The following is a 25283-nucleotide window of genomic DNA, read 5'->3' as shown; positions in this document are numbered from 1 at the left end:
TGGAAGTCGTGTGTGCCCGAAAGGGTACCGAGGGTTCGAATCCCTCTCTCTCCGTACCGGGACCTATGCAAAGAAGGTTTTTCGAACCCCGTCAGATCCGGAAGGAAGCAGCGGTAGATTAATTCTTCTTGTGCCGTAGTGCTCCCGGTTTTTTTTATGCCTAAAGTTTCGTGAGAGGCATAGGGCATGGTTTTAAAAATAGTATCGTTCAACTCTTAGTCAGAATTCGGCGATTGCTTTATGGTAACGGTGCTCACTATTTTTAGATATAAACAATTTATTCGTGCGGAATAGGATTTATCCTTATTGAGTTCTTCAGCCATTCAAAAAATAAGTAGACCTGTTAGGTAACGTAATTATCGAACAGGTCCGGTAATTATATTTTGACGGTCTCTCATGTCCGTACCGTCAAAAAACGCAGTTTTTATATTTCTCCTCTCATTCAAATACAAGCGGAGCTGTTCCTGCAAGTGAGATAGCATTAATGGAGATAGCAACTTCCGTTAAAACAAGATGCTTATCTGCTGTGTCAAAAAAAATGCTAAAAAAGCGTTCTTTATTTTCTTTATTTTTTAATTGCAGTACAAGTTTGTCTTTTATTTGCAGTACGGTATACCAGCCATCATCTTTTTGAGAATCTTGGAACAGCTGATATTCCGTCTCGGAAAAATGCAGCGTATATCCTTCTGCACTTGTCCATACTTTATCATCAGCCCTCAGTTGCCGTTTGGTATTTTCCGCTGCTGAGTCCGTTTGTACTTCACGTATTGTATTATTTAATTTGCGGTATGTTCCATCCCAGTTTGAAGAAACGCCGATTTTCAACCGCGCAATATCATCAATGACCCGTATACTTACTTCATCAACTCCGGTGAGTTCAATATCAATCCGGCGGTTAATACTTGAAATTGCTTCGTTCTTGGTGGAAATAGAAATACCAAATCTTCTCGGTGACATTGAAACTATTTTAAAAATTTCTTGGATATTGTTCACAGAAAAAATAATTTCATTTTCAGCATAATTAAAAAAAATGCTCCTGTTCTGATTATGTTTTGCAGCAGGCTGATACCACAGTCCTTCTAAAAACTCCCGGAATGAATCAATCGTGCCTGTTTGAAATTTTTTGAGAAATTGACTTTCAATTTTTTTTCCGGGAATTTTAATTTCATTTGTTTGTTCAAAACGATGTTTTGTTTGATTCCAGTGATATTGTTTTTCTATTTGATTCAATGTATTCGGCGCATCACTGTCGGCGTAATAAGCGCGTATGCTATAGCCTTTAAGCGAATCATCTTTATCGCTTGCCGGTACAATTTGACCATCTGCTTGGATGCTGACTAAGGTATCACATTCAGTGATTACGCCGTCATCGGATTGTAACGCATATATCCCGAATACTTGTTGCGAGTCTGCATTCATTCCGCTGTATACAATGAGCGGATGTGCATATTCTTGTACTTTGATCGTAGAAAGTGAAAACGTTTTTGCATGTGTTGCTTCTGTTTTTATTTCGAGACTTCTGGTAAAAAGCTGTGATTCATTTTCTTGTATAAAAATAATCACATAAATACATTGATCGGAAAGTTTTTTTACTGCAACAACTCTATCTTCTTTTCCATTGCCATTTATATCAGTTTGCACATCTTCAACCAATGCTTCATCACTGAGTAATGTGATAAAGGATTGTGTATTGCCAGAAATAGTATCCGATTTCTTGTCTTCCTGCATTTGTATTTGCTGAGACATAGGAATAATTGTTTGCGCATTTTGTACGGATACTTGTTCCTTCTCTGCTATAATTCTTTGATATATAAGGATTCCGATAATTCCGGGAACAGCAAGAATACACAGGGTGTAAAATATTTTTTTCATAACAGTATACAATCCTTAGTCTTTTTTTTCAGTGATGAGAGCTGTATTTTGATCGTCTTCACTGCGCGGAGTATTTTTGTTTTCCATTATGTCCGTATATAATTCCTTTGTTGTTTTAACCACCTTGTCTTGAATATCCATATCCAGTGTTATTTCATACCAATTATCATGCTTGATAATCCGCGCTTCTGCAAGATACGGACTTTTAAATGATTCCTGCTTGCCGCGGTATTTTGATGTCCATGGAGCATCCTGCTCAAGATCGGTTACGAGCAGTAATATCTTATAGCGGTTATTCCGTCCTCGATTATTTAGTGAAGTTTGAATTGAATCGAGCGCCCGTCCTATATCCGTATACCGTCCATCAGGAGTAATGCCGTCAATTGTTTTCACTAACTGCATACGGTCTGCTTCATTTTTAATATCGAGTGTTTGCAATTCATACGGTTCTTTATAAAATTCCCAGACCGTAATCCAATCCCCCGGTATGAGCATTTCCGTAATAAGTGTATTGCGTACCCATTTGCGCAGACTTTCAAATTTACCGGGTTCACTCATTGATTGTGATTTATCGATCATTAAAAAAATGTCAACAGGAATAGTCCGCTCACCTGCAAAAACTGTAAAAGAGATAGAAAAATAAACAACAAAAAGGAAGTTTTTTAATTTTTGCATTTTTACTCCTTCAGTGTAAAATACTGCGGTATTAGATATGCTCGATAACAGTGTTTTCGAACAGGTCGACGCGTTCTAAATTGTACAAATAGTGCGGTTTAGAACATCGCATTTCAATGTACCCAGTTTAGAAACGGAAGTTTCCGAACTGATTTACTATATATCATTTTGAAAAAAAAAGCAGTAAATAATTGCAAAAAGGGCGGCAATATCTTTACATTTTATAAAATAGCTTTATAATTGTGGGCGTATTAGTATATCCGGTGCGGATATAGATATACTGCTATAAGGAGACAGTAAGATGGCGAGTTTAGATTTACCTCAAAGTCCAAATGTATTCCATCCCGAAAAGCCCAGTGCTGTCGGTTCAAGGAATTCTTTGGCGCAAGATTATCGCGATCAGCAAAAAGAAGTGAATCAGCTGATTGAAGAAGAAACCAATAAAGTATTGCATCACTTATCAACAAAATTGCCCAAGGACGTTCTGGAAAGATTGGATATTATGGGCGGCTTAAAGGAAAAGTTGTACAATTACTTTAACCAGAACTATCAGAATATGTTCAACCGTTATATGGTAACCGCAGAAGATGAAATGCTCAAAAAAGTCCGCGGATTTATCGACAGAGAGGAAATGAAAGTTCTGAACCGCTATACTCCGAAGGAGATCGCAACGCTCTTGGATGAAGTCGGCGGCGCTGATAAATTCAATACCGGTGAAATTGAAAAGTCCATTGTCAATATGTATGGTCACCTGCAAGGACATGTACAGCGCGGAATCAACGATTTGGAAACATTAACCAATTCGCTGCTTCGTCAGAAAACAGATGTCGGCGCTTTTGTCCGCGGTGAAAACGCATACTCCATTGTAAAGTGTGCATTCAAAGATAATATCCTCAAGCCTAAGACGGTAACAGACGTAAAACTCTCTGTTAATATTCTTGACACGGAATTGATCAGCCCGATTTTCCAATATCAGGTAACAGTTGAATACCTCATCAAAGACCTTATTTCCAATCATTTCATGAATCTGATTGATAAAGAAATTGAGCGTGTAAAAGATGAGCTGATCGATGAAGGAAAAGAAGAGCTGACCGACAGCGAAATTATCTTTAAGAAAATTGGGCAGGTGCCTGGTATTACCGATGATGAACTCGAAAGTCCTGAAAGCAAGCGGTATGCAGCTGTCTCTAAGGAATTGATGGAACGTATTTCCAACTTGCGTGCAGAAATTGATCCTGAAACCTTTGATCAGCTCAATGTCCGTGAAAATGTAAAGCGCATTATTGATATAGAAAACATCCGCAACCGCGGCTTTAATACCGCTATCAACTCACTCACATCCATTCTCGATACGTCAAAGATGGGGTATCAGTATATCGAAAACCTCAAAAATGCCCGTGAGTTACTGCTCCGTGAATACGATGATACAAATGTTGCAAATCTCCCCGATGAACGCTACCAGATCCGCCTCCGCTATTACGACAACGCGCAGTTGATTGAAGAGCGCAAAGCGTATGAGGTTATGATCCGCTCGTTTGAAACCGAGGTTGAACACCTGTGGGATGTACTACAGACCCAGTATGATAAATCAAAGTTCATGGTACGCATTACCGACTTCGGCGATTTGGCAAAGCTCTACGAAAAGCATATTCAGAAGAAGTATAAGATTCCGAATGGCGAACCTGCTTACAAGGATATCGCAAAGGTTTGGGACGAAATTTCTTTTGTCAATGCCGCAGAAACCGAAGTGGAAAAGATGAACCGCACCTTTGTGTACGAAAAAGACAAGATGCGCAAGAAACTCATTATCATGAGGGAGCGGCTCAAGAGAATGTACGACTACCAGTACCCGATAGAACGGCGCGTTATGGAAGAGCGGCTTGATTTCCTTGAGGCTGAGTTCAATAAGTTTGACTACCTCATCAATCCATTCCACATGCAGCCCGGTCTCTTACTCGATGTAGATATTACCTCTATCAAACGCAAGAAGGCAACCCTGGACGGTATGGCAAACGTACTGAACGAATTCCTCCACGGCGTTTCAAAAGGCTTTATGGATCAGGCATTCGCTTCATTCAGCCGCCGCCGTTCAACAGTACGCGCTGATATTGCACAGACCTTTGGTTCAGGCGAGGATGATGAACCGGCTGCAGGAGCAGCAAGCGGACGCGCACAGTTCATCGATATGCTGAATGAGATGCCAAGCTTGGAAGCGCCGGCTCCAGAAACAGTAAACGAAGCACCCGTGCAGCACGGACGCCGGTCTACTTCTAAGACGAAGAAGGATGGCGCTGTCGATACTACGGCAAACAAAGGCCGCCGCGGACGGAAACCCGGTATAAGAACACTATAAGCATTTAGCGCTATGATTATATGTTAACATTACGGCAAAGGCCCCCTGAAGCAGTCTGTTTCGGAGGGCTTTTGTCTATAGAGAACCTTTATACAACGGTTCTCTTTTGCAGAAAAACAGTTTTAAAATAGTTTTAAAGCTTTTCTTCCATATTCGATAGGAAAGATATAGGAATATCTCTCATTATTCAGGTTTTTAGAGATTTCCATAAGGAGATGTAAATGCTCGGTTCATTAGGATTTTATGTACCCCTTGCGACAAAGCAGGGGTTTAACGCCTCCGTGATGCATATTCAGAATGTGTTAGCAGTTCTGGATAACTGTAACGCAAAGAACAATATTGCCGATGAGATTGGTATATTACTTGAAAATAAAGAATTAACAACTGAAGAAATCCCTGCTTTTTTATCAGTGTTATTGCTGGATATGTGGGGCTATAAGGTTATGTCGAAAAACCTCCGGCAGACGGCGGCGGCACCTGCGGATGTCATTGCGGAAATTGCAAAATGGGCGGGAGTTGATATTGTAGTAGGTTATCACCATCCCGATTTAGGTTTTCTTATCATCAATCCTAAAAATCCTGCCAACGCTTCTCTTTTTGAAATGCTGAAAAAGAATGAGCTTATCAATATTTATGTTGGAAAACAAAATACGGGCGCTATTGAACCAGCAGTTGCAGAATCGGCTTTTGAGGCATTTTTTCAGCTTTTAGACGGCGCAAAGCCGAAAGTTCCCGCAAAATTGCTCAAAGGGCCCTTTGTGTTTACCGCTCCAAAGCCTAAAAAGGAGCCGGTAGAACGGAAAAAGCAGCGCACTACACGGACTGCTACCGCTTCAAAAACAAAGACGGCACGGACAGCTGCTGCACCGCAACAGACTCCTTCCGCTGCACCAGCCGCGCAGGTACAGGCTCCAACGGGAAAAATGCGTATTTCTCAGCAAATTTCGGTTGTCGTTACAAACGAATTATTCCACAACGGCAATGTTGAAGCATGGAAGCGGATTATCCGCAGCTATAACGCGCGCTATCCGCACAATAAAGTGATTGTTTTCTATGACGGCGAGCAAATTGTCGATATTAACACCTTGTTTAAGTGGGGAAAGGTCAAGCACGGCAGCAGTATTCAGTTTGCAGTTGCAGGGGAAGAAATTAAAGATTTGTCCAAGCTTTCAAAGTATTTTGCAGAAGGCGCAAGCCCCCGCTTTGAATCTTTTTTACGCGGGTCTCCCAGTACTGTTCTCAATCTTTTTTAGGAGTTTGTTATGAAGCTATCTCAGTCAATTCACTTTCTCAGTAATACGGAATCGCTGAAAAAAAATATAGACAAAACCATTCTCGGTATTCGCGGGCGTCAGTTAAATGAATTTTCCGAACTCGGACTGCCGGTTGTACCGGGGATTATTCTGGATGCATCCATTACACAAGCGTTGCATCAAAATGATCCTATGCCGGTATTACTACCCCTGCTGAAAAAAATGGGTACTGTGGTTAAAAAAGACTTTGACTCTGCGGAAAACCCCTTGCTGCTCAAACTGGTTATTTCTTCCAATCTTGTTATTGCGAATTATCCAACGCTGCACAACTTCGGCTTGGCAAAAAATACTATCACCGGCTTTGAAGAAAAAGTTGGAAAAGATTTTGCAAGCCATGAAGTGTTCTTCCTCCTCCGCGGGCTGTTTTCCATTCAGCTTAGCATTGCGGAATTACAGGCAGATGAAATAAAAATAGGGGTCTATAAGGATCTGCTCAATAAGATCAGCGGTGAGCTTAAAAAAGAAAAATGCACCGAAACCGGTAGTGCGGTGATGGATGCATACCAGCAATACTTACCCGAAGGTTTTTTCAATACAGCTGAGGATCAGTTGAAAATAACTATTCAGCTTATCAGCACCATGCTGAGCCTTGATCCTGATAACGAAAATGATGTTGCTCTGCTCATCCAGCCGTTGGTATACGGTAACTACGACAAAGAGTCTTTTTCCGGTAAATTTTTTAGCCGCAATATTGTAACCGGCGAAAAAAAATTACAGGGCATGTTCTTCCAAGAAAAATTCGATGAGGCCGATGCAGACGGAAAGGATATAAACGAAATAAAGCCCGCATACCTCAAACAGCTTGAGTCCATAGCCTGGCAGCTTGAAGATCACAGCAAAGATGTACGGGAAATACGCTTCACCATTGAAGCCGGTAAGCTCTGGCTCATTGAACAAAAATCCGTTGAAGCAAAAAGTACCATTGCCTTGGTACACTTCTTACTTGATCTCCATAAACGCGGTATTGTCGATGCCGAGTATGTAGTAAAAAATGTAAAACCCGGACAGCTCAATGAAATTCTCCATCCGGTTATCAACACGGCAAGTGTAAAAAATTTCCAGTGTTCTAAAGGCGGTATTGCCGGCGCCCCCGGTGCCGCAGTGGGGCGTGTCTACTTTAGCGCCGATTCACTGATCGAAGCCCAGCGTATTGCCCGTCTGCAAAGTGCCGACACCCGCTGTATTCTCTGCGTACCGGCAAGCTATGCAGGAGATGTAAAGGCAATCGAAGTTTCTACCGGTGTCCTTTCCAATGAAGGCGGCTATTCAGCACATGCCTCTGTTGTCTCACGCCAATACGGTAAAATTTCGCTGGTTCGCCCTGATATGAAGATTATGGCAAACAAAGCGGTAATCGACGGCGTTACAATCAAAGAAGGGGACTATATCACCCTGCAAGTACCCTATTATGGGGAATCGACGGTCTATTTCGGTGCTGCAGAGCTGATTGAGCCGGATCCCAAAACATCAGGGCTATTGGATTTTATCGCTTTAACCCGTTCGTTTATCCAAAATTTCCATGTCCGTGCCAATGCCGACAGCCCGCGTGATGCAGCATTGGCAATCAGCTTCGGTGCTGAAGGTATCGGATTGTGCCGGACTGAACACATGTTCTTTAACGAGAAACGCATCAATATCTTTAGAGAGATGATCCTTGCTGAAACAACCGAGGATCGTATCGAAGTATTAAAACGGTTGCAGAAAGTGCAGATGGAAGACTTCTACGGTATTTTTAAAGCAATGGAAGGGCGTGAAGTAACCATCCGCCTCTTGGATGCGCCCCTACACGAATTTTTGCCGCATAATGAAGCAGAGCTGGAAGGCTTTATCGAACACCTCAAAAAAGCCGGAAAGAAAACTCTCAGCAAAAAGGCGCTGTTGGATGAGGTCGCCGTGCGGGCGGAAGTAAACCCCATGCTGGGTCACCGCGGCTGCCGTATTGCCATTTCATATCCTGAAATTTATGCAATGCAAATCCGCGCAATCTTTGAAGCTGCATATAAACTGCAAAAAGAGAAGATAGAAACACACGTCGAAATCATGGTGCCGATTATTATGAACTTCCGTGAACTCAAGCAAATCGCATACGGCAAGAAGATTGAAGGTCATGCGTATTTAGGCATCCGTGCTCTTGAGAAAGAAGTCCGGGAAAAGCTGAAAGCTGAACCGATCGACTTTAAAATCGGTACGATGATAGAGTTGCCGGTTGCTGCGCTGTCAGCGGCGGAAATTGCCCGCTATGCAGAGTTTTTCTCATTCGGGACAAACGATCTTACCCAGACAACCCTTGGACTTTCCCGTGATGACTTTAACAACTTCATGCCTGACTACACCTTATACGACTTGATCGACGGTAATCCCTTTGCGGTGCTGGATCCGGGCGTTCGGGAACTTATCAGTATTGCTATTGAACGCGGGCGCTTAACCCGTCCTGATATTAAACTGGGGCTTTGTGGTGAACAAGGCGCGCGTCCTGAGAATATACCCTTCTGTATGGAAGCCGGTTTACACTATGTTTCGTGCTCGTCCTATTCCGTTCCGATTGCTCTCTTGGCTATTGCTCAGGCAGAGCTGGAAAAGGCTGAAAACGAAGGGCGTAAGCTGACCCCCAAGAAGGTTTCGTAAAGAATGTAGCTATGGGCATCTCGAAGAGCTGTATCTGAGTTTTTCAAGATGCCCTTATGTTACTATCTCATCACAGGGTATCAGAAAAATGCAGTTAAGTTTTTGGAAGATATCCGGTGAGAGACTATGGGCGTTGCGGGCAAGCCCGCCGCTCTTTGCGGGGCATATTCTAAACTTAGGTTTTCATAGGTTCCCCACAATTTTATATATCGAATTATCATCGGAGACGCTGGATTGGTTTCGTGTGATTTTCCGCAAATTTAGAGGCTGATATCTACCAAGGATGCTGTACGGCTGCTTGCTGCATAAATACTTTCTTTATGTGCGTATGGTCTTTTTAGTGAAGCTACCTGCTGGCGTAAACCTATTACACATGTTTGCAAAAGTTCGCGGTTTTTTTTGTTTTGAGCCAATACTTTCTGCTGCAGATCATCAAGATCTGTTTTGAGATGCGGAATATCAGGGAATGTAGTTGAATGGGCACAAATATCCGTATACATATACTCAAGCGGATCAATCACTTTTTGAATAGTAAATATTTCAGAAATAATCGATTCTCCAAGCTCTGTATACTGAATAATGGCATCGGTATCGTCAGATGATATACTTTTCTCCTGATTTTCCAATACAGTGAGGTATTCACGGAACTTGAGCCGCTGCTGTTCTAGGAGCATTCTGAATCGTTTCAGCATAGCAACCCGCGCTGCAATTTCTGACTCATTAAGTGTTTTGGTATGCATAATCAACCTGCTATATTGACTCCGCCCGTAACCGGTTGAACCTCAGTATTGGCGGCGGTTGAATTGACGACATGCTGCCAGGCTTCGCGAAGTTCCATCATCATTTCGCAGACTGTCTTGAGCGGTTTCGGATCTTTTTGCATATTTGCTTGAAAGAGTTGTTGATTAAAGAAAGAATACAGCGATAAGAGGTTTTCTGCAATCTCGCCGCCTGCATCCATATTGAGAGAAGCCATCAATTCCGTAACGACATCTTGTGCTTTTAAAATATGCTGATGAATACGTTCTATATTTTCAGCTTCTATTTTTCCATCAGGCATGCCTTCTAAGGCGAGGGTAATACTTTTTATTCCCTCATCATACAGCATAATAATTAACGAACCAGGGCTTGCTGTTTTTATTCGTGTCTCTTTATATGCTGTTAAGGCTTGACTGTTATAACTCATTTTTAATCCCCCATGCAACTGCGTGTGAAGTCTCTTTAGTTATCGGCAAAAGTACGGTGCTATTAAGCCTAAAGGTCAAAAAAACTCAGTTTTTAAAAAGCTATCCGTTCATGCTATTTTTCCGGCAGAGGCATCCCGTCGGGACGTATGTCGGCATAACGCCCGGAATTATTCCAATAGGCATAGCCTTCATCAATAGAATCTTGTATACCGATAATTTGACGCTGCACATAATCTTCATTGTAATATTTTCTATCATACGATACCGGGATATAAAAAGCCTGTGTCCACGGACGGATCACGGCTTTGTTATGCGCAATTATTTTGTTCCGGTATGAACCCTGCCGGTAAATGCGGTAGGGACGTTCCTCCGCAGGATTTTGTGCAAGAAAGCTTTGGCGGAAATGGCTGGGATAAAACATAGGGCAGATCACATCTACATAATCCGCAAGCACTTCTACCTCCTGCCCGGTACGCGCACCGGTACGGTACCAGCCGTTTGCTCCGTAAATATCAATAGAGATGGGAGCCTGTATCTTGCTGCGTGCGTAGGCAAGAAAAGACATAATCGCGCTTTCTTTATCCATTCCCTGTTCCTGTGCAGGATAGCGGGCTTGATAGAGATTTTCCCCGTCAGTAGGAAACCGGATATAATCAAACTGAACCTCGTCAAAGCCGCGTTTAATCAATTCCTCTGCTATTGCCGTGTTGTATTGCCATACTGCTTCATTGTACGGATCAACCCAGTATTCTTCGATAGGTTCCTGTCCGTTATCACCTGTTCTGTACCCCTGCCACGGCTTACCGCGGGTATCTTTGACTGCATAACGGTTTTGCTGATAGCGGTATAGCTGCTTGTCCTTAAAAGCCACAATGCGGGCAACAAGATAGATATGCCGTTCCTTCGCTTTTGCGGTAAAATCTTCCAGCTGAATAAACGGGCGCACGGCACCGGCTGCCTGCACTACTTCATCCTGTGAATCATAACGGACAAAACCGGAGTCATCTTTCATATCTATTACCAACATATTGAGCTTATTTTTTTCTAACAGATCAAAGTAGCGCTGCAAACCGGCGGCTGTTTTTGCCTGATGTGCCGGTAGGTACACACCCTTGCGTCCTGAGGCGTAACGGAGATATTCCGTTTTCAAGGTTTTTGAGCCTTCATCAAGGAGCCATAGCTCTGAAAGACTGAGCGCCTTACCGAACGATGTCATCTGTTGCGGCAGCCATGCCGAAAGGGGCTGTTTTCCAATGCGTTTCAGGTTAAGTTCTATACCCGTGAGCCGGTTCGGATGCGGAATAGGCAGCATGAGCGGAACCTCAAACAAAGCACCGTTTTTACAGCCGATGAGAGATAGCGCCCCGGCGCTGAGTCCGTCGATACATTGGGCTTCGGCAATACTATCTGTCCAGTCAGACACAGCAAAAAAGCTTTTGGTTCCCCAATCGAGCCGGTACAACTTACCGGTAAATGTTTGCGAGGCATAAACCTCACTAGTGTGGTTGCGGCTGTGTACAACAATATCAGAAAGCTCTTCGTCGCTTTCCGGACCGGGTACGAGTCCTTCGCTCAAGGGGTACCACTTGTCAGAAACTGCCGGCTGCTTCCACGCTGCTCCATAGATGGAGTGAGAGGCAAGCACCGTCAGCTGCCGGTTCCCGTGCGAATCGGGTAGGTCAAGCACACAGACTGCTTTGAGTCCATTAACTGCAGTATGGCAACCGAGGTTCTTCCAGCTTTTACCGCTATCCTCGCTTAAAAACACCGCACTATTGGTTGCAGTAATCAGCGTGCCGGGATGGAAGGGGTGCACTTCCAAATCTTTGAGCATTTGCGTTTTTTTGATAAACTGCTTTTCTGTTCCAGCTATTTTTTTTATGACCTTAACCGGTAAGCCCTCATTGCAGGGATCGAATGCCAGTAAATCACCGGAGCGGACAATCCCGTTATCGGTAAGAAAAAACCATATATCGCCGCTTTTTATAATTTTACGCACGGCTGCCTCATTCCAGATTCTTTGTGCAGACACTGCCGAAAGTTTATATAAGCCATCCTGTGTTCCGGCAAGTAAAAAGTTCTGCGCAAAAACCGGCAACAAAATTGCAAAGTTAAGGAAAAAAAGAGTCAAAATCCGCTTCATAGGGGTGCATTATAGCGCATATAGCAGGCTGGGTCTATGAAAATATACAATGTGTATCTCTTGCATTTCTTTCGTACTCGTTATGGATATAGCGGCTCAGGAACTTTCAAATATGATCAATGACGTTACCATCGGAGATACCGGTTGTTGTTATATTAGTAAAAAAATTTACTGTGTAATGAAGAAAATGTGATTTAGTACTTGACATGTATGTGAAAATTTGATATAAGTATTTCATTGTTTTTGCCGTTGTAGCTCAGTCGGTAGAGCAAAGGACTGAAAATCCTTGTGTCGACAGTTCGATTCTGTCCGACGGCAGTATTTATATCTATTGTTTATATCTTTATCTTTCAATTTTTTTTGCATTAATATATCGAAAATCAACACCCTCGACATGGCTTGTGAGTATTGCTCCATGGTTCGTATTGTATGTGCTATCCGGCATGGATTCCATCAGTATATACGTCCATGTATATTACAATGTAAAAACTTATCAAAAAAAACGTTATCAGTTTTGCTGATGAGGAATCTTCTAAAAACTATACCTGAGTTTTTAGAAATGCCCATATCTGTCTTTTAAAATGTCCTGAAGCTGCTGTTGTCAGTCCTCCCCATACTGCTTCCGGTGTCCAAGATATAAAATTTTCAGAATTGCATAAACGCCCCGTTTCAACTATACTTATTCCATTATGATAGAAATGAAACGGACCGTTACCTGCGGTCAGCTGCAAAAAAGCGACGCCGGTAAAACAGTAGTATTAAACGGATGGGTGCACCGCAAGCGCGACCACGGTGGTATCTCTTTTATAAACTTACGCGACCGCTACGGGCTGACACAGGTGGTTGTCGATGACGATGCAAGCGCTGAGCTGAAGGAAACCGCAGCCGGGTTGAAGATGGAATATTGTATTGCCGTTGAAGGCACAGTGCGGGAGCGCCCCGATTCCATGGTCAACACCGAAATGACAACCGGACATATCGAAGTGAAGGCACTGCGTATGGTAGTGCTGTCGAAGAGCGCCGTGCTGCCCTTCCAGATTGACGAAAAAACCAACGCTAACGAAGACCTCCGGCTCAAGTACCGCTATCTCGACCTGCGTTCCCAGACTATGCAGGATCACCTGATACTGCGCTCAAAGGTTACGTTCGCGGTGCGGGAGTACCTCACAGCGCGGAACTTCTTGGAAATTGAAACGCCGACCTTTATTAAATCGACACCGGAGGGCGCACGCGACTATTTGGTGCCGTCCCGCCTCTATCCGGGCAAGTTCTACGCACTGCCGCAGTCCCCGCAGCTGTACAAGCAGATCCTGATGGTCTCCGGCTTTGACCGCTATTTTCAGATTGCCCGCTGCTACCGTGATGAGGATGCACGCGGCGACCGTCAGCCTGAGTTCACCCAGATTGATATTGAAATGAGCTTTGTTTCCCGCGATGATGTGCTCGACGTTACCGAAAATATGTTCCGCACGGTATTCAAAAAGACTATCGGTGCGGACTTGGCGCAATCCTTCCCGCGGATCAGCTATGATGATGCCATCGACCTCTACGGTACCGACAAACCCGATATCCGGTTCGAGATGAAGCTGCAAGATGCCGCATGGCTGGCTGAATGCACCGAATTTGCCGTGTTCAAAGATGCGGTCGCCGCCGGAGGAGCTGTCAAGGCGCTTGTAGTGAAAGGACAGGCGGCAAATTACAGCCGCAAAAAGATTGAAGAGCTTGAAGCTGCGGCAAAAATCTACAAGGCAAAGGGGCTTGCATGGACAAAAGTTGCAGGCTGCGCATTTGAAGGCGGTATTGCTAAATACTGCGCCGGTGCCGAGGCTGAAATATGCAAAAAGCTGAATGCCGGGGACGGCGACCTGCTCCTCTTTGTTGCCGATGCAAAATATAAAACCGCCTGTACCGCACTCGGCGCTGTCAGGAGCAAGCTCGGTAAGGATTTAAACCTGCTCGATCCAAAAGTATTCGCCTTTTTGTGGGTTATCGACTTCCCGCTCTTTGAATGGAATGAAGATGAGCAAAAATGGGATCCCGCGCACCATATGTTCTCCGCGCCGCAGGAACGCTACCTTGACACGCTGGAGCAAAACCCCGGCGAGGTAAAAGGAGACCTGTACGACCTCGTACTCAATGGCTACGAAGTCGCTTCCGGCTCAATCAGAATCCACAATCCTGAGCTGCAAAAACGGATATTCAACATCGTCGGCTTTAACCCTGCCGATGCGGAAAAGAAGTTCGGCTTTTTAACGGAAGCGTTCAAGTACGGTGCGCCGCCCCACGGAGGTATCGCACCCGGTCTTGACCGCATCGTGATGCTGATGGCAGGCGAAACCTCGATTAAAGAAGTCATCGCCTTCCCCAAAAACACCTTCGCTGTCAGCCCCATGGACGAAAGCCCCAGCGAAGTTGACGAAAAGCAGCTTGCCGAACTGCACTTGAGCATTCGGGAATAAGCAGTGGCAGCCCTGACTGCGTTATAAGAAAAAAAGTTTTGCATCTTTGGGACTGATTGAAAGAAAGCAGTCACAAAGATGCGATGGTAGACAGCATTGCTCCGTGTACTACCGGGAACCCTCTAAAAACCGCAAACCAGCCGGATTAGTCTGTGATGATATGATTTTATTATCCTAAGTGTTTGCTTGCTTATTTTTATTATAAATAGTAGTGTATTATAATAAATCATCATTCACAAAAATCGAAAGGAGAATACTATGCCCAATGCCAATAACCTACCTCAGGGCTTTGACAGCCTTGCCGAAGCGCAGCAGCAAAAATTTCTCGCATTAAAAAAGATAAAAGACGAAGGCGGGAGGGTTATCGGGCTGTATTGTTCGTATGTGCCTATTGAACTGATCTATGCAGCAGGAGCTGTTCCTGTTTCTTTATGTGCTACGAGTGAAAAGCCGATTAGTGCAGCAGAACGGGACTTACCCAAAAATTTATGTCCGCTTATTAAAGCCTCTTATGGTCATGCAATAACAGACACCTGCCCATTTTTCTATTTTTCCGATTTTATTATCGGAGAAACAACCTGCGATGGAAAAAAGAAAATGTTCGAGCTTTTGAATGAAGTAAAGCCGACTCATGTAATGCACTTGCCTCAAAATAATCTTGATCAAAAAGGCTATCCCTTTTGGGCTGATGAGGTGCGCAAACTCAAAACTAAAATAGAAGAGTTTTACCGCATTACTATTAGTAACAGCGATCTACGGAAAGCCATTGAGGACTGTAACCGGGAACGGCAGCATTTAATCAATTTTTTTGAGTTGTCTGCTTTAGACCCGACACCGATTTCCGGTTTGGAGCAGTTCAATGTAAAAGAAGCATTCGGCTTTCAATATGATATTCGGAAAAAAAATGATGAGCTTGTGAAACGGACTCAGGAGTTGAGAACTCATTGGGAAAAAGAACTGAAAGGGACGATTGATATCCGTCCCCGTATTCTTATCACCGGTTGTCCGCTGGGCGGGGTAAAGGAAAAGATTCTTGCAAAAATTGAAGAACTTGGTGCAGTGATTGTCGGCTATGACAGCTGCTCCGGGATACGCACACAGATGGAAATGGTTGACGAAAACCCTGATCGCGATCCCATCGAAGCGATTGCAGAAAAATACCTCAAGACAAACTGTTCCGTGATGAGTCCTAATCCCGGGCGGTTTCGGGACCTCGATTATCTGATTGACCATTACCGGGCGGATGCTGTCATCGAATGTACACTGGTTGCATGTCATACTTTTAATTTGGAAAGCCATAGTATCGGTAAATATGTCGAACAAAAAGGTTTGCCGTATATGCACCTCGAATCAGACTATTCACAGGCGGATGCCGCACAATTTGCAACGAGAATCGAGGCATTTTTGGAGATTGTGAAAGTGCGGAAGGGGATTGGGATATAAGAGCGTGCCTCTAAAAATCCAAGGTATAACTTCGACCGCTCAAATAGCGCGGTCTCGTTAACCGTCGAGTTTGCGTATCGCAAACATCGCCTATTGATTGCACTTTTTCATTTCGTTGCAAAAGTGCAGCAATTCGCCAATCCTCGCCTTTTGATAAAGGCTGCGGTTGCCGAATTTATAGGAACGTTTATTTTCAGCCGCTGAAATAGCGCGGCTGAAAAACACTGCGAGTTTGCTCACCCGCAAACTCGACGATTGACGTATGCGCGTTTCGCGCATCAATGCAACAGTCTTCGAGAATTGATATTCTCTCAACTGTTGCATTTTAAGGAACCGATTTTTTGCAGATGCCTTAGTGTATCAGAAAATAAAAGAAGCTTCTCTGATGGGCTGGTTTTTTCTTGCAGTCTCGTTTATACTGTACCCATGGAAACAATAGATATTTTAAGACCTCTTTTAGAGAAGGGGCTGCTCAAAGACAGCCTTCTATTGGCTGAAAGCGAAGGCGTGGAACTAGTCAATGTTAATCAAGATGGGCTGAACTTTGTAACAGCATCTATTTTAGCAGATGTGCCCTCTGTCGAGAAAACCGAATTGATTAGAAAGACCGGCGCTTTCTTTTCAGCACAGGACTATTGTAAACTGCTCAATGAGAAGGTATTTACCATTCACCCTGCAACCAGAGACCGCTTAAAGGAACAAGGTGTATTGCTCACTGATGATGAGGTCAAGCAACACTATGCCTGGTACAACCTTTTTGATATTGCCTTCCCTTGGCTGCCATTGTCAGTATTTGAAGATCTCGTTGTCTATTTGCGGGATGAAAAACGCCTTGTTCTCGATAAAGAGACACGTGAAATCGTAAAAGAGAACTTTCTTAATTCAAAGCGGTATTCTGAACGGGAATTGAACGCATTCTTTAAATCTTCAATTTTTGATAATGAGATTTAACTGAATGGGGTTTGGCTGCTTATCTGAGCATGTAAATGGCTGCTCATACAGGTAAGCAGCGGGCAATACCGTTAAGATTTCCCGCTGCATCGGTAAAATTTTTCCAGAGCCGCTAAAATCTCATTGGTTTTAGCGGTTTTCTGCTATTTTTTACCGGCTTGTACCAAGGTTACCGCAGCTGTAGTAACAATGTCTTCTGCTGAGCAGCCGCGTGAGAGATCGGATAACGGCTTTGCAAAGCCTTGCAGGAAGGGTCCGAAGGCATCTGCATTTGCCAGCCGCTGTACCAGCTTATATCCGATATTGCCTGCGGCAAGATCCGGGAATACGAGCGTATTAACCTTTCCGCGGATAGGACTGCCGGGAGCTTTTTTATCGGTTACGCTCGGTACCAAGGCTGCATCCAGCTGAATTTCTCCGTCATAAGAGAACGAAACCTTCCGTTCATCCAGTAGTTTTACAGCTTCACGTACACGCAGCACATTTTCATCTTTATCACCGCCTGAACCCTTGGTTGAATACGACAGCAAGGCTACAACCGGCTCTGCTCCGGTAAATACCGCACAGCTTTCAGCAGCTGAAGCGGCAATGTCGGCAAGCTGTTCAGATGAGGGGGTAGGGATAACAGCACAATCGGAAAAAATCATAACACCATTTGCACCCCATTCGGGATTTTTCGTGTCAACAACAAAGCATGATGAAGCGGTTTTTACTCCCGGAAGCGTACCGATAATGGTCAGCCCGGCACGGAGTACACTTGCTGTTGTATTTTCAGCCCCTGCAACCATTGCATCAGCTTTTCCCTGCATCAGCATCATTGAACCGAACCTAAGCACATCGGTCATATCTTTTTGAGCTTGCTCAAGCGTCATCCCCTTTGCCTTCCGCTTTTCGTAAAAAGCGTGTGCAAAACTGTCAGCCCATTCGGATTCCTTTGGATTGATAACCGTTATACCGCTGAGTGTAACACCTGCCTCTGCCGCAGCCGCAGCAATTTCCGAGGGTTCTCCCAATAAAAAGAGTTCCGATACCATTTGAGCATCAACCAATATTCTGGCAGCCCGAAGGGTACGCTCTTCGGTTCCCTCAGGCAAAACTAAACGATTCTTGTACTCTTTTGCCTTGCTTTTCATTATTTCAACGAAACTCATACAAAACCTCCATCCATTCAAAGTATCTGTAAAATATATGTTCAAAGATACTTTTTACGTTATTATTCGTGCGGAGGGTTTAATATCCCGACGCTCTGCGTCGTAACAAAGGATATTAAAGCCGACTGCAACCACCTCGTCAAAAATATACATCCTTGTACATTTTTGACTGCGAGTTTTTGTTCAGTACCGCCACGGAGGGCGGGTGTGTTAAGCAGAAACGATGTTTTACAAAAAACTTCTTTTTGTAAAACTCGCAAGGCAATTTACAACACGGACGTTGTAAATTGGCACAACTCGTTTCTGTTTGGAACCACCGGCATCCATGCCGAATCGCATACACAGTGCGAAACATTGAGCACTGTGCCCCGACGCTCTGTGTCGGGGTTGTTGATTTGATAGAGTGTACTGCTTTACGCGGTTTTCTGCAAGTTAGTATGAGGGAAGTACGTGATATTCATCTGAATAGACCTGTTCGATAACTGCGTTGTCGAACAGGTCGACGAGTTCTAAATCGCACAAATAGCACGATGCGTGAACATCGCATTTCAAGGTAACCTGTTCAGAAGCGGAAGTTTCCGAACAGGTTTAATATTATGCGGATCAAACACAGTGCGGACGAGTTTGCGATCCCGGTCTCGGTGCCGAGGTGTTGATTACACATTGAACTTAAAGAAGATAATATCGCCGTCTTGGACAATGTATTCTTTACCCTCTTGACGGTATCTGCCAGCCTCTTTAATTTTTTGTTCGGAACCGTATTTTAGGAAATCCTCAAAACTATAAACCTCGGCTTTGATAAATCCCCGTTCAAAATCGGTATGAATCACCCCGGCTGCCTTTGGTGCAGTATCTCCGGCACGGATTGTCCATGCTCGGCACTCATCCTTTCCGGCAGTAAAAAATGTCCGTAAACCAATAAGGTGATATGCTGCATGGGCAAGGACGGATAAGCCTGAAACCTTCAGTCCTATTTCTTCTAAAAAGGCAGCACGCTCATCGGGATCATCAATGTCGGCAAGCTCTGCTTCAAATTTTCCGCAGATGACGACTGTTTCAGCCCCTTCTTGTGCAGCAATTTTTTTTACCGTTTCGATATACGCATTGCCGTTTTTAATACCGTTTTCATCCACATTGCACACATAGAGCTGCGGCTTCATAGTGATAAGATGTGTATCGTAGATTACAGCCCGCTCCTCATCCGTTAAATCGGCATTGCGGGCGCCTTTTCCGTCTTGCAGCAATGGTTTGATCTTTGCAATAGCACTCATGGCAATCGCTGCTTCTTTCTGCATATCCTTCCCCATCCGGGTTGCTTTATCTGCCCGCTCTGCGCGTTTTTCCAGTGATGCAAGGTCGGCAAGTGCAAGCTCAATATTGATGGTCTCAATATCCGAGGCAGGATCAATCTTGTTATTGACGTGAACAATATCAGGATCGTCAAAACAGCGTACTACATGAGCGATCACTCCTACTTCGCGGATATGGGAGAGAAATTGATTTCCGAGTCCTTCGCCTTTTGAAGCCCCTTTTACCAGCCCGGCAATATCAACAAATTCTACCGCAGCGGGGATGGTTTTCTTAGGTTCAAAAAATTGAGAAAGCTTTGCAAGACGTTCATCAGGTAGGTCAACAATCCCCACATTGGGGTTAATCGTGCAGAAGGGATAATTTGCCGCTTCTGCCGGAGCACGGGTAAGCGCTGAAAAAATGGTGGATTTACCGACATTGGGCAAACCGACAATACCGCAATTTATAGCCATAGGATAACCTCTTTTTTATTATTTTCTTGACAATTCGAATAAAGCGCCTTTACAATATAATATATGGGAGTTTTTAAAACAATAGTTTTTAGAAGCGACCGCTACATCATCTTGTTTAGTACATGAGGAGCTTCGTTATGGGAATTGGAACAGAGAAAATAAGAACGATTGCGATTGCAGGGCATGGACAGTCCGGCAAAACGACGCTTATTGAAAATCTTGCAGCATTAACGGGTACCATCACCCGTGCGGAAACGGTTATGAGCGGAAAAACGCTGAGCGACTATACTCCTGAAGAAATAGAAAGGAAAATATCGATATATTCAGCATTAGTTTCCATGCAGTGGAATGATATGGCGCTCAATTTTTGGGATACCCCCGGCTCTTCGGACTTTATGGGCGAAGTTATTGCAGCGTTCCGATCTTCAGAAACAGGCTTGATGGTACTTGATGCGAAATCTGGTGTACAGATTGAAACAATAAAATATTGGCGTGATCTTGACCGCCGGAATAAGCCGCGTTTGGTTTTTGTAAATAAAATGGATGAAGACCGTGCCGATTTTGAGCATGCGCTACAGGACGTTAAGACGCAATTTAACGCAGATGTTTTCTCGGTAACTTTCCCGATCGGTAAAGGAAATGACTTTAGCGGCATTGTTGATGTACTGCACGGTGTTGCATATCAATTCGATTCAACCGGCAAAGAAAAAGAAATCCCCATTCCCGATTCGGCAAAAAAGCAATATGAAGAAATGCGAGAAGTACTTGCCGGCGCTGCAGCAGAAGGAGATGAAGACCTTCTGGTTAAATTTATTGATGAAGGTGAGCTTACTGATAGCGAAATTGCAAAAGGACTTACGCTTGCAATGAAGAACAACCGCATTGTACCGATTTTTGCCGGATCCGCACAGTGCGGTGCAGGTCTTACCTCCCTTTTACACTTTATCACCGAAATTCTGCCTTCTCCTGACGGATGCTTGGAGCGTGCGCTTAAAGGCGGGGAAGAATATACGGTGAAACTTGATCCTACACAAGGCTTTTCCGGCTTTGTAGTTAAAACGGCAAATGATCAATTTTCCGGTAGGCTTTCGTATATTAAAGTTATCACCGGAATCTTGGGAGCAGATGCTGAAGTGTTCAATATCAATGAACAGAAAAAAGAGCGAATTGGTAAATTATATCGCGTTGCGGGTAAAAAACTCACCGAAGTAAAAGAACTCGCAGCCGGAGATATCGGTATTGCAGTGAAGCTGGCAGCAGCAAAAACAAATGATACGCTGGCAGCAGCAGCGGACTGTCCGCCCTTTATAAAACTCCGCAATCCCGATCCGATCTATTCGTTGGCAGTAGCAGCCATTGATAAGAAAAACGATGATAAACTCGGTGAACAGCTGCTCCGTGCGTGCGAAGAAGATATGACGCTTTCTTTTATCTATAATGCAGAGACAAAGCAGAATGTATTCTCCGGTATGGGCGACTTACATACTTCTATCGTGCTTGACCGCATTACAAAGCAGAGCAAGATTGAGATACAAACCTCGATTCCGCGTATTGCTTACCGTGAAACCATTCGTCAGAAGGCACAGGCTGAGTATACGCATAAAAAACAGTCAGGCGGACACGGACAGTTCGGACGGGTTGTTCTGGCGATTGAACCGCTTGAACGCGGGGCTCAGTATAGCTTTACCAATGCAGTATTCGGCGGAGCTATTTCTAAAGGCTATATCCCCGGTGTAGAAAAGGGTGTAAAAGAGGCTATGGAAAACGGCGTTATGGCAGGTTATCCCGTTGTCGATGTCGGTACCACGGTTTTGGACGGTAAAGAACACCCGGTAGACTCTTCAGAAATGGCGTTTAAGATTGCGGCACGGAATGCATTTAAAAACGCAATGCGCAATGCCGGTCCCATCCTGCTCGAGCCGGTTATGAATCTCACGGTCTATGTAGAAACTTCGTATCTCGGTGATATTATGAGTGATCTTTCTTCCCGGCGCGGACGTATATTAGGGCAATCCCAGCTTGCCAACGGTATTGAAGAAATTCGAGCACAGGTACCGCATAAAGAACTGCTCCGATACGCCATCGACTTACGCTCAATGACGAGCGGAACCGGATCATTTGAAATGTCGTTTGATCACTATGATCCTATTTCCGGTAAGATTGCTGATGAGGTTGTTGCCGCTGCAAAGACTTTTATTGAAGAAAAAGAAGAATAACAGAAAAACAAGGCTGCCGCATCAGATAAGGATATTACATACCTTCCCTGATGCGGTGGTCTGTCTGTGAAGTGTTTTTTTCAATATAACCGCGTATAACCGCAGTGAATGAATCCGTAGTTTTTAAACTCGGAATTGATGCATTGAGTCAACCAGTGTATCAATATTGTCCTTATTTTTTTGGCTAACCACGCTGATCTCTTGAATAGCGTTATTGATTTGCATAGTTCCCGTTGCCATTTCTTCCATATTGTTTGTAATTACTTCGGTAACTTGGGTAAGCTGCTGCATTGCAGTCGCAGCTTTAGTACTACCATCCAGAATTTCTGCAGCGCCTGCTTCAACCTCGCGCGTCATTCCATCTATGGTTTTCATTGCCTGCAGAATGCGTTCTGAATTACCGCTTTGCTGATGCGTATTGGTCATGATAGTATCTTCCTGACGCTTCACCGATTCGGTTAATTCGAAACTTTCCATAAAGAGCTGTTCAACATGGGCGGTATCTGCAGCAATATCGTCGATACGGTTTTTTAGATCTTTTAATACAGAAGTGATGTTTTTTCCTTGAGTACTCGACTCCTCTGCAAGTTTTCTAATTTCATCAGCAACAACTGCAAATCCCTTGCCTGCTTCCCCTGCATGAGCCGCTTCGATTGCTGCGTTCATTGCCAGTAAATTTGTCTGACTTGCAATGTGCTGAATAACTCCGGATGCTTCCAAAAGGCTATCTGATTCTTCACTTATATCCTGAGTAACCTTTGCAGATTTTTTAACCGATAGTTTAACTTGCTCAGACTTTTCTTGCAGCTGCGCAATCAAATTTTTATTTGTTTGCAGAATTCCCATAATTGATTGAACACTTGCAACCATTTCCTGTACCGCAACAGAACTTGTATTGATCTGCCGTGTCTGTGTTGCCACATGGGTACTGAATAGCTTTGTAGTACCGCTAATCGATTCAAGGATATCAGCAGTATTAGTTATACCGGTACCTTGACTTATAATCTGCGTTTGTACATTCTTAATATTGGAAAGTATTTGTGCAGTAGAAGCTGCCGACTCCGTTACATTGACTGCAAGGGTTTGGCTTACCTCCTGCATTTCCGAAGCACCTGTTAGCACCGATTGAATGGAAACTCTGATTTTTTCTAAGGTTCTGTTAAAATATTCGGCAATTGAAACCGTTTCCAGTGTTCCCCTCCGTTCTAATTTAACGGTTAAGTCTCCCGAACCTTCAGAAATTTCCATTAATGTCCGCGTTAATTGTTCAAGAACTGATGAAATCCTATTTGCCATGACAATCGACAATACTACCGCAATCACAATAGAAATCAATAATATACTGACAAATTTGATTTGTGCCGAATATAAATATGAACGCAGCGCTTCTTGCGGTTTGAATAGAATAATACCTGCTTCAAAGGTATTTGTTTTAAGCGGAGCGGTTCTTACTCTGTACGGTTTTTGATCGATGATATCGGTACCAAAAAATTGATCTGTGATTCGGTAATTTTCTAATGATGCAAGATTGATCTCTTTACAGTTTTTAAAGTCATCACGGCTCATACTGTCCATGGAGATAATTCCGCTGCGTTCAATCAGAAATACCCGTTTTCCATTTTCATTTTTGGTCAACTGCTGTATCTGCTCTTTAAAATATGAAAGGTTGATATCGCCGCTTATAACGCCGACAAATTTACCGGAATCATCAACAAGCGCCTTCGTTATTGTCAATGCGGTATAGCCTGCACTCGCCTGATACGCTCCCAATGCAATAACTCGGTCAGGATTCTCTTTTGCTGTTTTATACCAGCCTCTTGTTCTGGAATCATATCCGGCTTTTCTACTGACCGGCGGGTACTGAATATATCCGCCGTTTATTTCAGCTCCAATAGAAATATCCAGTAAAATAGGATTAGATTCAACAATAAACTGAAGCCTCCTTAAAATACTTTCTTCTTGGACGATCTCTTCAGGGCTTCGGTCTGGAGTACTGGATGTAAGATATGACGGAATATATGCAGTATTAAGAAGGAATCTGGATTCCTTTGATGCTGTAGAAAAGAGACTTTCGACACCTTTAAAATGAGTACCAAGCAGAGACTCAAGGTATTGAAGCTCTTGTACTTCTGCATCAGTGTACATTTTTTCCAAGAGTTTTTTTTCTTCTAAATGGTAGATAATACTGCTTATCGATAGCATCACCGTTGTAAGAACGGTAACTGTTAGAAGAATGATAGAACGTAGTCTGAAATTATAACATTTTTGCATAGCATTCCCTCATATATTAAGCACTGAGAATATATATCACATGTACTCAATGCTCTTTTTTCTTGCTGCACCGCAAAATAAGAGAGTCTATTCAGCTGATGCATGAATTTTCTGACATTGCATTGAAAAGAAGGAGCTGTACTGTACACAGCCCCTTCGTGCTATTAGTCACCGTTAAAAGCCGGTTAGCTCTTTCAGTTCTTCTCTATTTCTTATACCATGAATTGTATTTTTTCGTGTTGGTGAATTTGTAATAATCGAATAATTCCTTGATATACTGACTGCGTTTTGCAGCATCAGCACTCTTATCGTTATACCATACTGCACCGACATAATCACCATAGGTAGCATTCGGTAACACAATCCAGCGTTCTCCCCAGAGCTTTTTATATTCATCCTGTAATGAATGCCATTTCGGTTCTTTTTACCGGACCAAGTTCCCGTTTGAAGGCTGCGGTAAAATCACCGATATTGTCACCGATATACATCACAACATCATGTGTTTTTAATACATTTTCACGGCGTTCCGTTTTGTTTGAAGAACCCTCGGTATTCATAACCTGTACGTGTGCAGGGTCTGCATTGGGAAATCCCAACCGTTTTAATTGCTGCACGGTTAAATCATGCTGATCCCAATCTCTATTAGTAATATAGAAGACTTCAACACCTTTGCTGCTTGCATATTGTAAAAACTCAACAGCTCCCGGTAATGCCTTACAGGCAGTAGTACCAACTGCGTCATAGTAATAATCCCACGGTCCATTATCCCATGAACCTTCACGCTGTACAATATCTGCCATATACATTGTGGAATAGTCAATAGTAGTGCAGTGCCTAAACATCCCAAATGTATTTAAGCAG

At 43.6% G+C, this 25283-nt stretch carries 17 protein-coding genes, 1 tRNA gene and 1 other RNA gene; 9 read left to right on the top strand and 10 right to left on the bottom strand.

Going from position 1 to position 25283, the window contains the following annotated elements; translation table 11 throughout:
* Nucleotides 1–54 precede the first annotated feature (54 nt).
* Nucleotides 55–153, top strand: an RNA gene (gene ffs / locus ACTTJ8_RS07925) — signal recognition particle sRNA small type.
* Between the two features lie 285 nt (nt 154–438).
* Here the strand turns inward: ffs and ACTTJ8_RS07920 are convergent.
* The gene (locus tag ACTTJ8_RS07920) at nt 439–1872 is read right to left on the bottom strand and encodes a pallilysin-related adhesin (protein WP_442716685.1); all 1434 of its coding nucleotides are present in this window, start codon (nt 1870–1872) and stop codon (nt 439–441) included.
* A 15-nt stretch (nt 1873–1887) separates the two neighbouring features.
* Complete coding sequence (locus ACTTJ8_RS07915; protein ID WP_442716684.1) at nt 1888–2547, bottom strand: vWA domain-containing protein; 660 nt, start codon at nt 2545–2547, stop codon at nt 1888–1890.
* A gap of 301 nt (nt 2548–2848) precedes the next feature.
* On the opposite strand from ACTTJ8_RS07915, the gene cfpA reads away from it, so the two are divergent.
* The 3 genes from cfpA to ACTTJ8_RS07900 all read left to right on the top strand — a co-directional run bounded on the left by cfpA (nt 2849) and on the right by ACTTJ8_RS07900 (nt 8838).
* On the top strand, nt 2849–4900 hold the full coding sequence (cfpA, locus tag ACTTJ8_RS07910) for a cytoplasmic filament protein CfpA (protein WP_442720838.1): 2052 nt from the start codon (nt 2849–2851) through the stop codon (nt 4898–4900).
* 221 nt (nt 4901–5121) lie between these two features.
* Nucleotides 5122–6153, top strand: coding sequence for a hypothetical protein (locus tag ACTTJ8_RS07905; RefSeq protein WP_442718884.1), 1032 nt, complete (start codon nt 5122–5124; stop codon nt 6151–6153).
* A 9-nt stretch (nt 6154–6162) separates the two neighbouring features.
* Nucleotides 6163–8838: a putative PEP-binding protein gene (locus tag ACTTJ8_RS07900; protein WP_442720837.1), complete on the top strand. Its 2676-nt coding sequence runs from the start codon at nt 6163–6165 to the stop codon at nt 8836–8838.
* Between the two features lie 260 nt (nt 8839–9098).
* Here the strand turns inward: ACTTJ8_RS07900 and ACTTJ8_RS07895 are convergent, their stop codons facing one another.
* The 3 genes from ACTTJ8_RS07895 to ACTTJ8_RS07885 all read right to left on the bottom strand — a co-directional run bounded on the left by ACTTJ8_RS07895 (nt 9099) and on the right by ACTTJ8_RS07885 (nt 12168).
* Nucleotides 9099–9578 carry a protein kinase family protein gene (locus ACTTJ8_RS07895; RefSeq protein WP_442720836.1) on the bottom strand — a complete coding sequence of 160 codons (480 nt, stop codon included), beginning with the start codon at nt 9576–9578 and terminating at the stop codon, nt 9099–9101.
* A gap of 2 nt (nt 9579–9580) precedes the next feature.
* Nucleotides 9581–10024 carry a flagellar export chaperone FliS gene (fliS, locus tag ACTTJ8_RS07890; RefSeq protein WP_442716679.1) on the bottom strand — a complete coding sequence of 148 codons (444 nt, stop codon included), beginning with the start codon at nt 10022–10024 and terminating at the stop codon, nt 9581–9583.
* 113 nt (nt 10025–10137) lie between these two features.
* Nucleotides 10138–12168, bottom strand: a complete 2031-nt coding sequence (locus ACTTJ8_RS07885) for a putative glycoside hydrolase (protein WP_442720835.1) — start codon at nt 12166–12168, stop codon at nt 10138–10140.
* A gap of 245 nt (nt 12169–12413) precedes the next feature.
* Between ACTTJ8_RS07885 and ACTTJ8_RS07880 the strand changes: the two genes are divergently transcribed.
* The 4 genes from ACTTJ8_RS07880 (at nt 12414) to ACTTJ8_RS07865 (ending at nt 17021) form a co-directional block, all read left to right on the top strand.
* Nucleotides 12414–12486 (top strand) — tRNA-Phe (locus tag ACTTJ8_RS07880).
* Between the two features lie 380 nt (nt 12487–12866).
* Nucleotides 12867–14627: an aspartate--tRNA ligase gene (gene aspS / locus ACTTJ8_RS07875; RefSeq protein WP_442718890.1), complete on the top strand. Its 1761-nt coding sequence runs from the start codon at nt 12867–12869 to the stop codon at nt 14625–14627.
* A gap of 258 nt (nt 14628–14885) precedes the next feature.
* Entirely contained in the window at nt 14886–16070 is a 1185-nt protein-coding gene (locus ACTTJ8_RS07870) for a double-cubane-cluster-containing anaerobic reductase (protein WP_442720834.1), read from the top strand.
* Between the two features lie 426 nt (nt 16071–16496).
* Nucleotides 16497–17021, top strand: coding sequence for a hypothetical protein (locus tag ACTTJ8_RS07865; protein ID WP_442716772.1), 525 nt, complete (start codon nt 16497–16499; stop codon nt 17019–17021).
* Nucleotides 17022–17164: 143 nt separating this feature from the next.
* On the opposite strand, the gene pta is transcribed toward ACTTJ8_RS07865, so the two are convergent.
* Both pta and ychF read right to left on the bottom strand, forming a co-directional pair.
* Entirely contained in the window at nt 17165–18172 is a 1008-nt protein-coding gene (gene pta, locus ACTTJ8_RS07860; protein WP_442720833.1) for a phosphate acetyltransferase, read from the bottom strand.
* 656 nt (nt 18173–18828) lie between these two features.
* Nucleotides 18829–19935 carry a redox-regulated ATPase YchF gene (gene ychF / locus ACTTJ8_RS07855; RefSeq protein ID WP_442716770.1) on the bottom strand — a complete coding sequence of 369 codons (1107 nt, stop codon included), beginning with the start codon at nt 19933–19935 and terminating at the stop codon, nt 18829–18831.
* 137 nt (nt 19936–20072) lie between these two features.
* Here ychF and fusA point away from each other — a divergent pair, with 137 nt between their 5' ends.
* Entirely contained in the window at nt 20073–22151 is a 2079-nt protein-coding gene (gene fusA / locus ACTTJ8_RS07850) for an elongation factor G (RefSeq protein ID WP_442716769.1), read from the top strand.
* A gap of 123 nt (nt 22152–22274) precedes the next feature.
* On the opposite strand, the gene ACTTJ8_RS07845 is transcribed toward fusA, so the two are convergent.
* The 3 genes from ACTTJ8_RS07845 to ACTTJ8_RS07835 form a co-directional block, all read right to left on the bottom strand.
* The gene (locus tag ACTTJ8_RS07845) at nt 22275–24422 is read right to left on the bottom strand and encodes a methyl-accepting chemotaxis protein (RefSeq protein ID WP_442720832.1); all 2148 of its coding nucleotides are present in this window, start codon (nt 24420–24422) and stop codon (nt 22275–22277) included.
* Nucleotides 24423–24627: 205 nt separating this feature from the next.
* A complete protein-coding gene (locus tag ACTTJ8_RS07840; protein ID WP_442720831.1) occupies nt 24628–24783 on the bottom strand; it encodes a hypothetical protein in 156 nt (51 codons plus the stop codon).
* Between the two features lie 31 nt (nt 24784–24814).
* A partial coding sequence (locus ACTTJ8_RS07835) for an HAD family acid phosphatase (protein WP_442720830.1) occupies nt 24815–25283 on the bottom strand: 469 nt, incomplete at its 5' end.

The sequence above is a fragment of the Treponema sp. genome (assembly GCF_052169735.1).
In the GTDB taxonomy this organism is placed as follows: Bacteria; Spirochaetota; Spirochaetia; order Treponematales; family Treponemataceae; genus Treponema.
This window is presented reverse-complemented; position numbering and strand designations above follow the sequence as displayed.

Bases quoted from the DNA above. Each gene is read 5' to 3' on its own strand.
- ACTTJ8_RS07845 (WP_442720832.1), bottom strand. From the start codon at position 24,422: ATGCAAAAATGTTATAATTTCAGACTACGTTCTATCATTCTTCTAACA.
- fusA (WP_442716769.1), top strand. From the start codon at position 20,073: ATGGGAATTGGAACAGAGAAAATAAGAACGATTGCGATTGCAGGGCAT.
- ychF (WP_442716770.1), bottom strand. From the start codon at position 19,935: ATGGCTATAAATTGCGGTATTGTCGGTTTGCCCAATGTCGGTAAATCC.
- ACTTJ8_RS07885 (WP_442720835.1), bottom strand. From the start codon at position 12,168: ATGAAGCGGATTTTGACTCTTTTTTTCCTTAACTTTGCAATTTTGTTG.
- cfpA (WP_442720838.1), top strand. From the start codon at position 2,849: ATGGCGAGTTTAGATTTACCTCAAAGTCCAAATGTATTCCATCCCGAA.
- ACTTJ8_RS07915 (WP_442716684.1), bottom strand. From the start codon at position 2,547: ATGCAAAAATTAAAAAACTTCCTTTTTGTTGTTTATTTTTCTATCTCT.
- ACTTJ8_RS07895 (WP_442720836.1), bottom strand. From the start codon at position 9,578: ATGCATACCAAAACACTTAATGAGTCAGAAATTGCAGCGCGGGTTGCT.
- aspS (WP_442718890.1), top strand. From the start codon at position 12,867: ATGAAACGGACCGTTACCTGCGGTCAGCTGCAAAAAAGCGACGCCGGT.
- ACTTJ8_RS07865 (WP_442716772.1), top strand. From the start codon at position 16,497: ATGGAAACAATAGATATTTTAAGACCTCTTTTAGAGAAGGGGCTGCTC.
- ACTTJ8_RS07920 (WP_442716685.1), bottom strand. From the start codon at position 1,872: ATGAAAAAAATATTTTACACCCTGTGTATTCTTGCTGTTCCCGGAATT.
- pta (WP_442720833.1), bottom strand. From the start codon at position 18,172: ATGAGTTTCGTTGAAATAATGAAAAGCAAGGCAAAAGAGTACAAGAAT.
- ACTTJ8_RS07905 (WP_442718884.1), top strand. From the start codon at position 5,122: ATGCTCGGTTCATTAGGATTTTATGTACCCCTTGCGACAAAGCAGGGG.
- fliS (WP_442716679.1), bottom strand. From the start codon at position 10,024: ATGAGTTATAACAGTCAAGCCTTAACAGCATATAAAGAGACACGAATA.
- ACTTJ8_RS07900 (WP_442720837.1), top strand. From the start codon at position 6,163: ATGAAGCTATCTCAGTCAATTCACTTTCTCAGTAATACGGAATCGCTG.
- ACTTJ8_RS07870 (WP_442720834.1), top strand. From the start codon at position 14,886: ATGCCCAATGCCAATAACCTACCTCAGGGCTTTGACAGCCTTGCCGAA.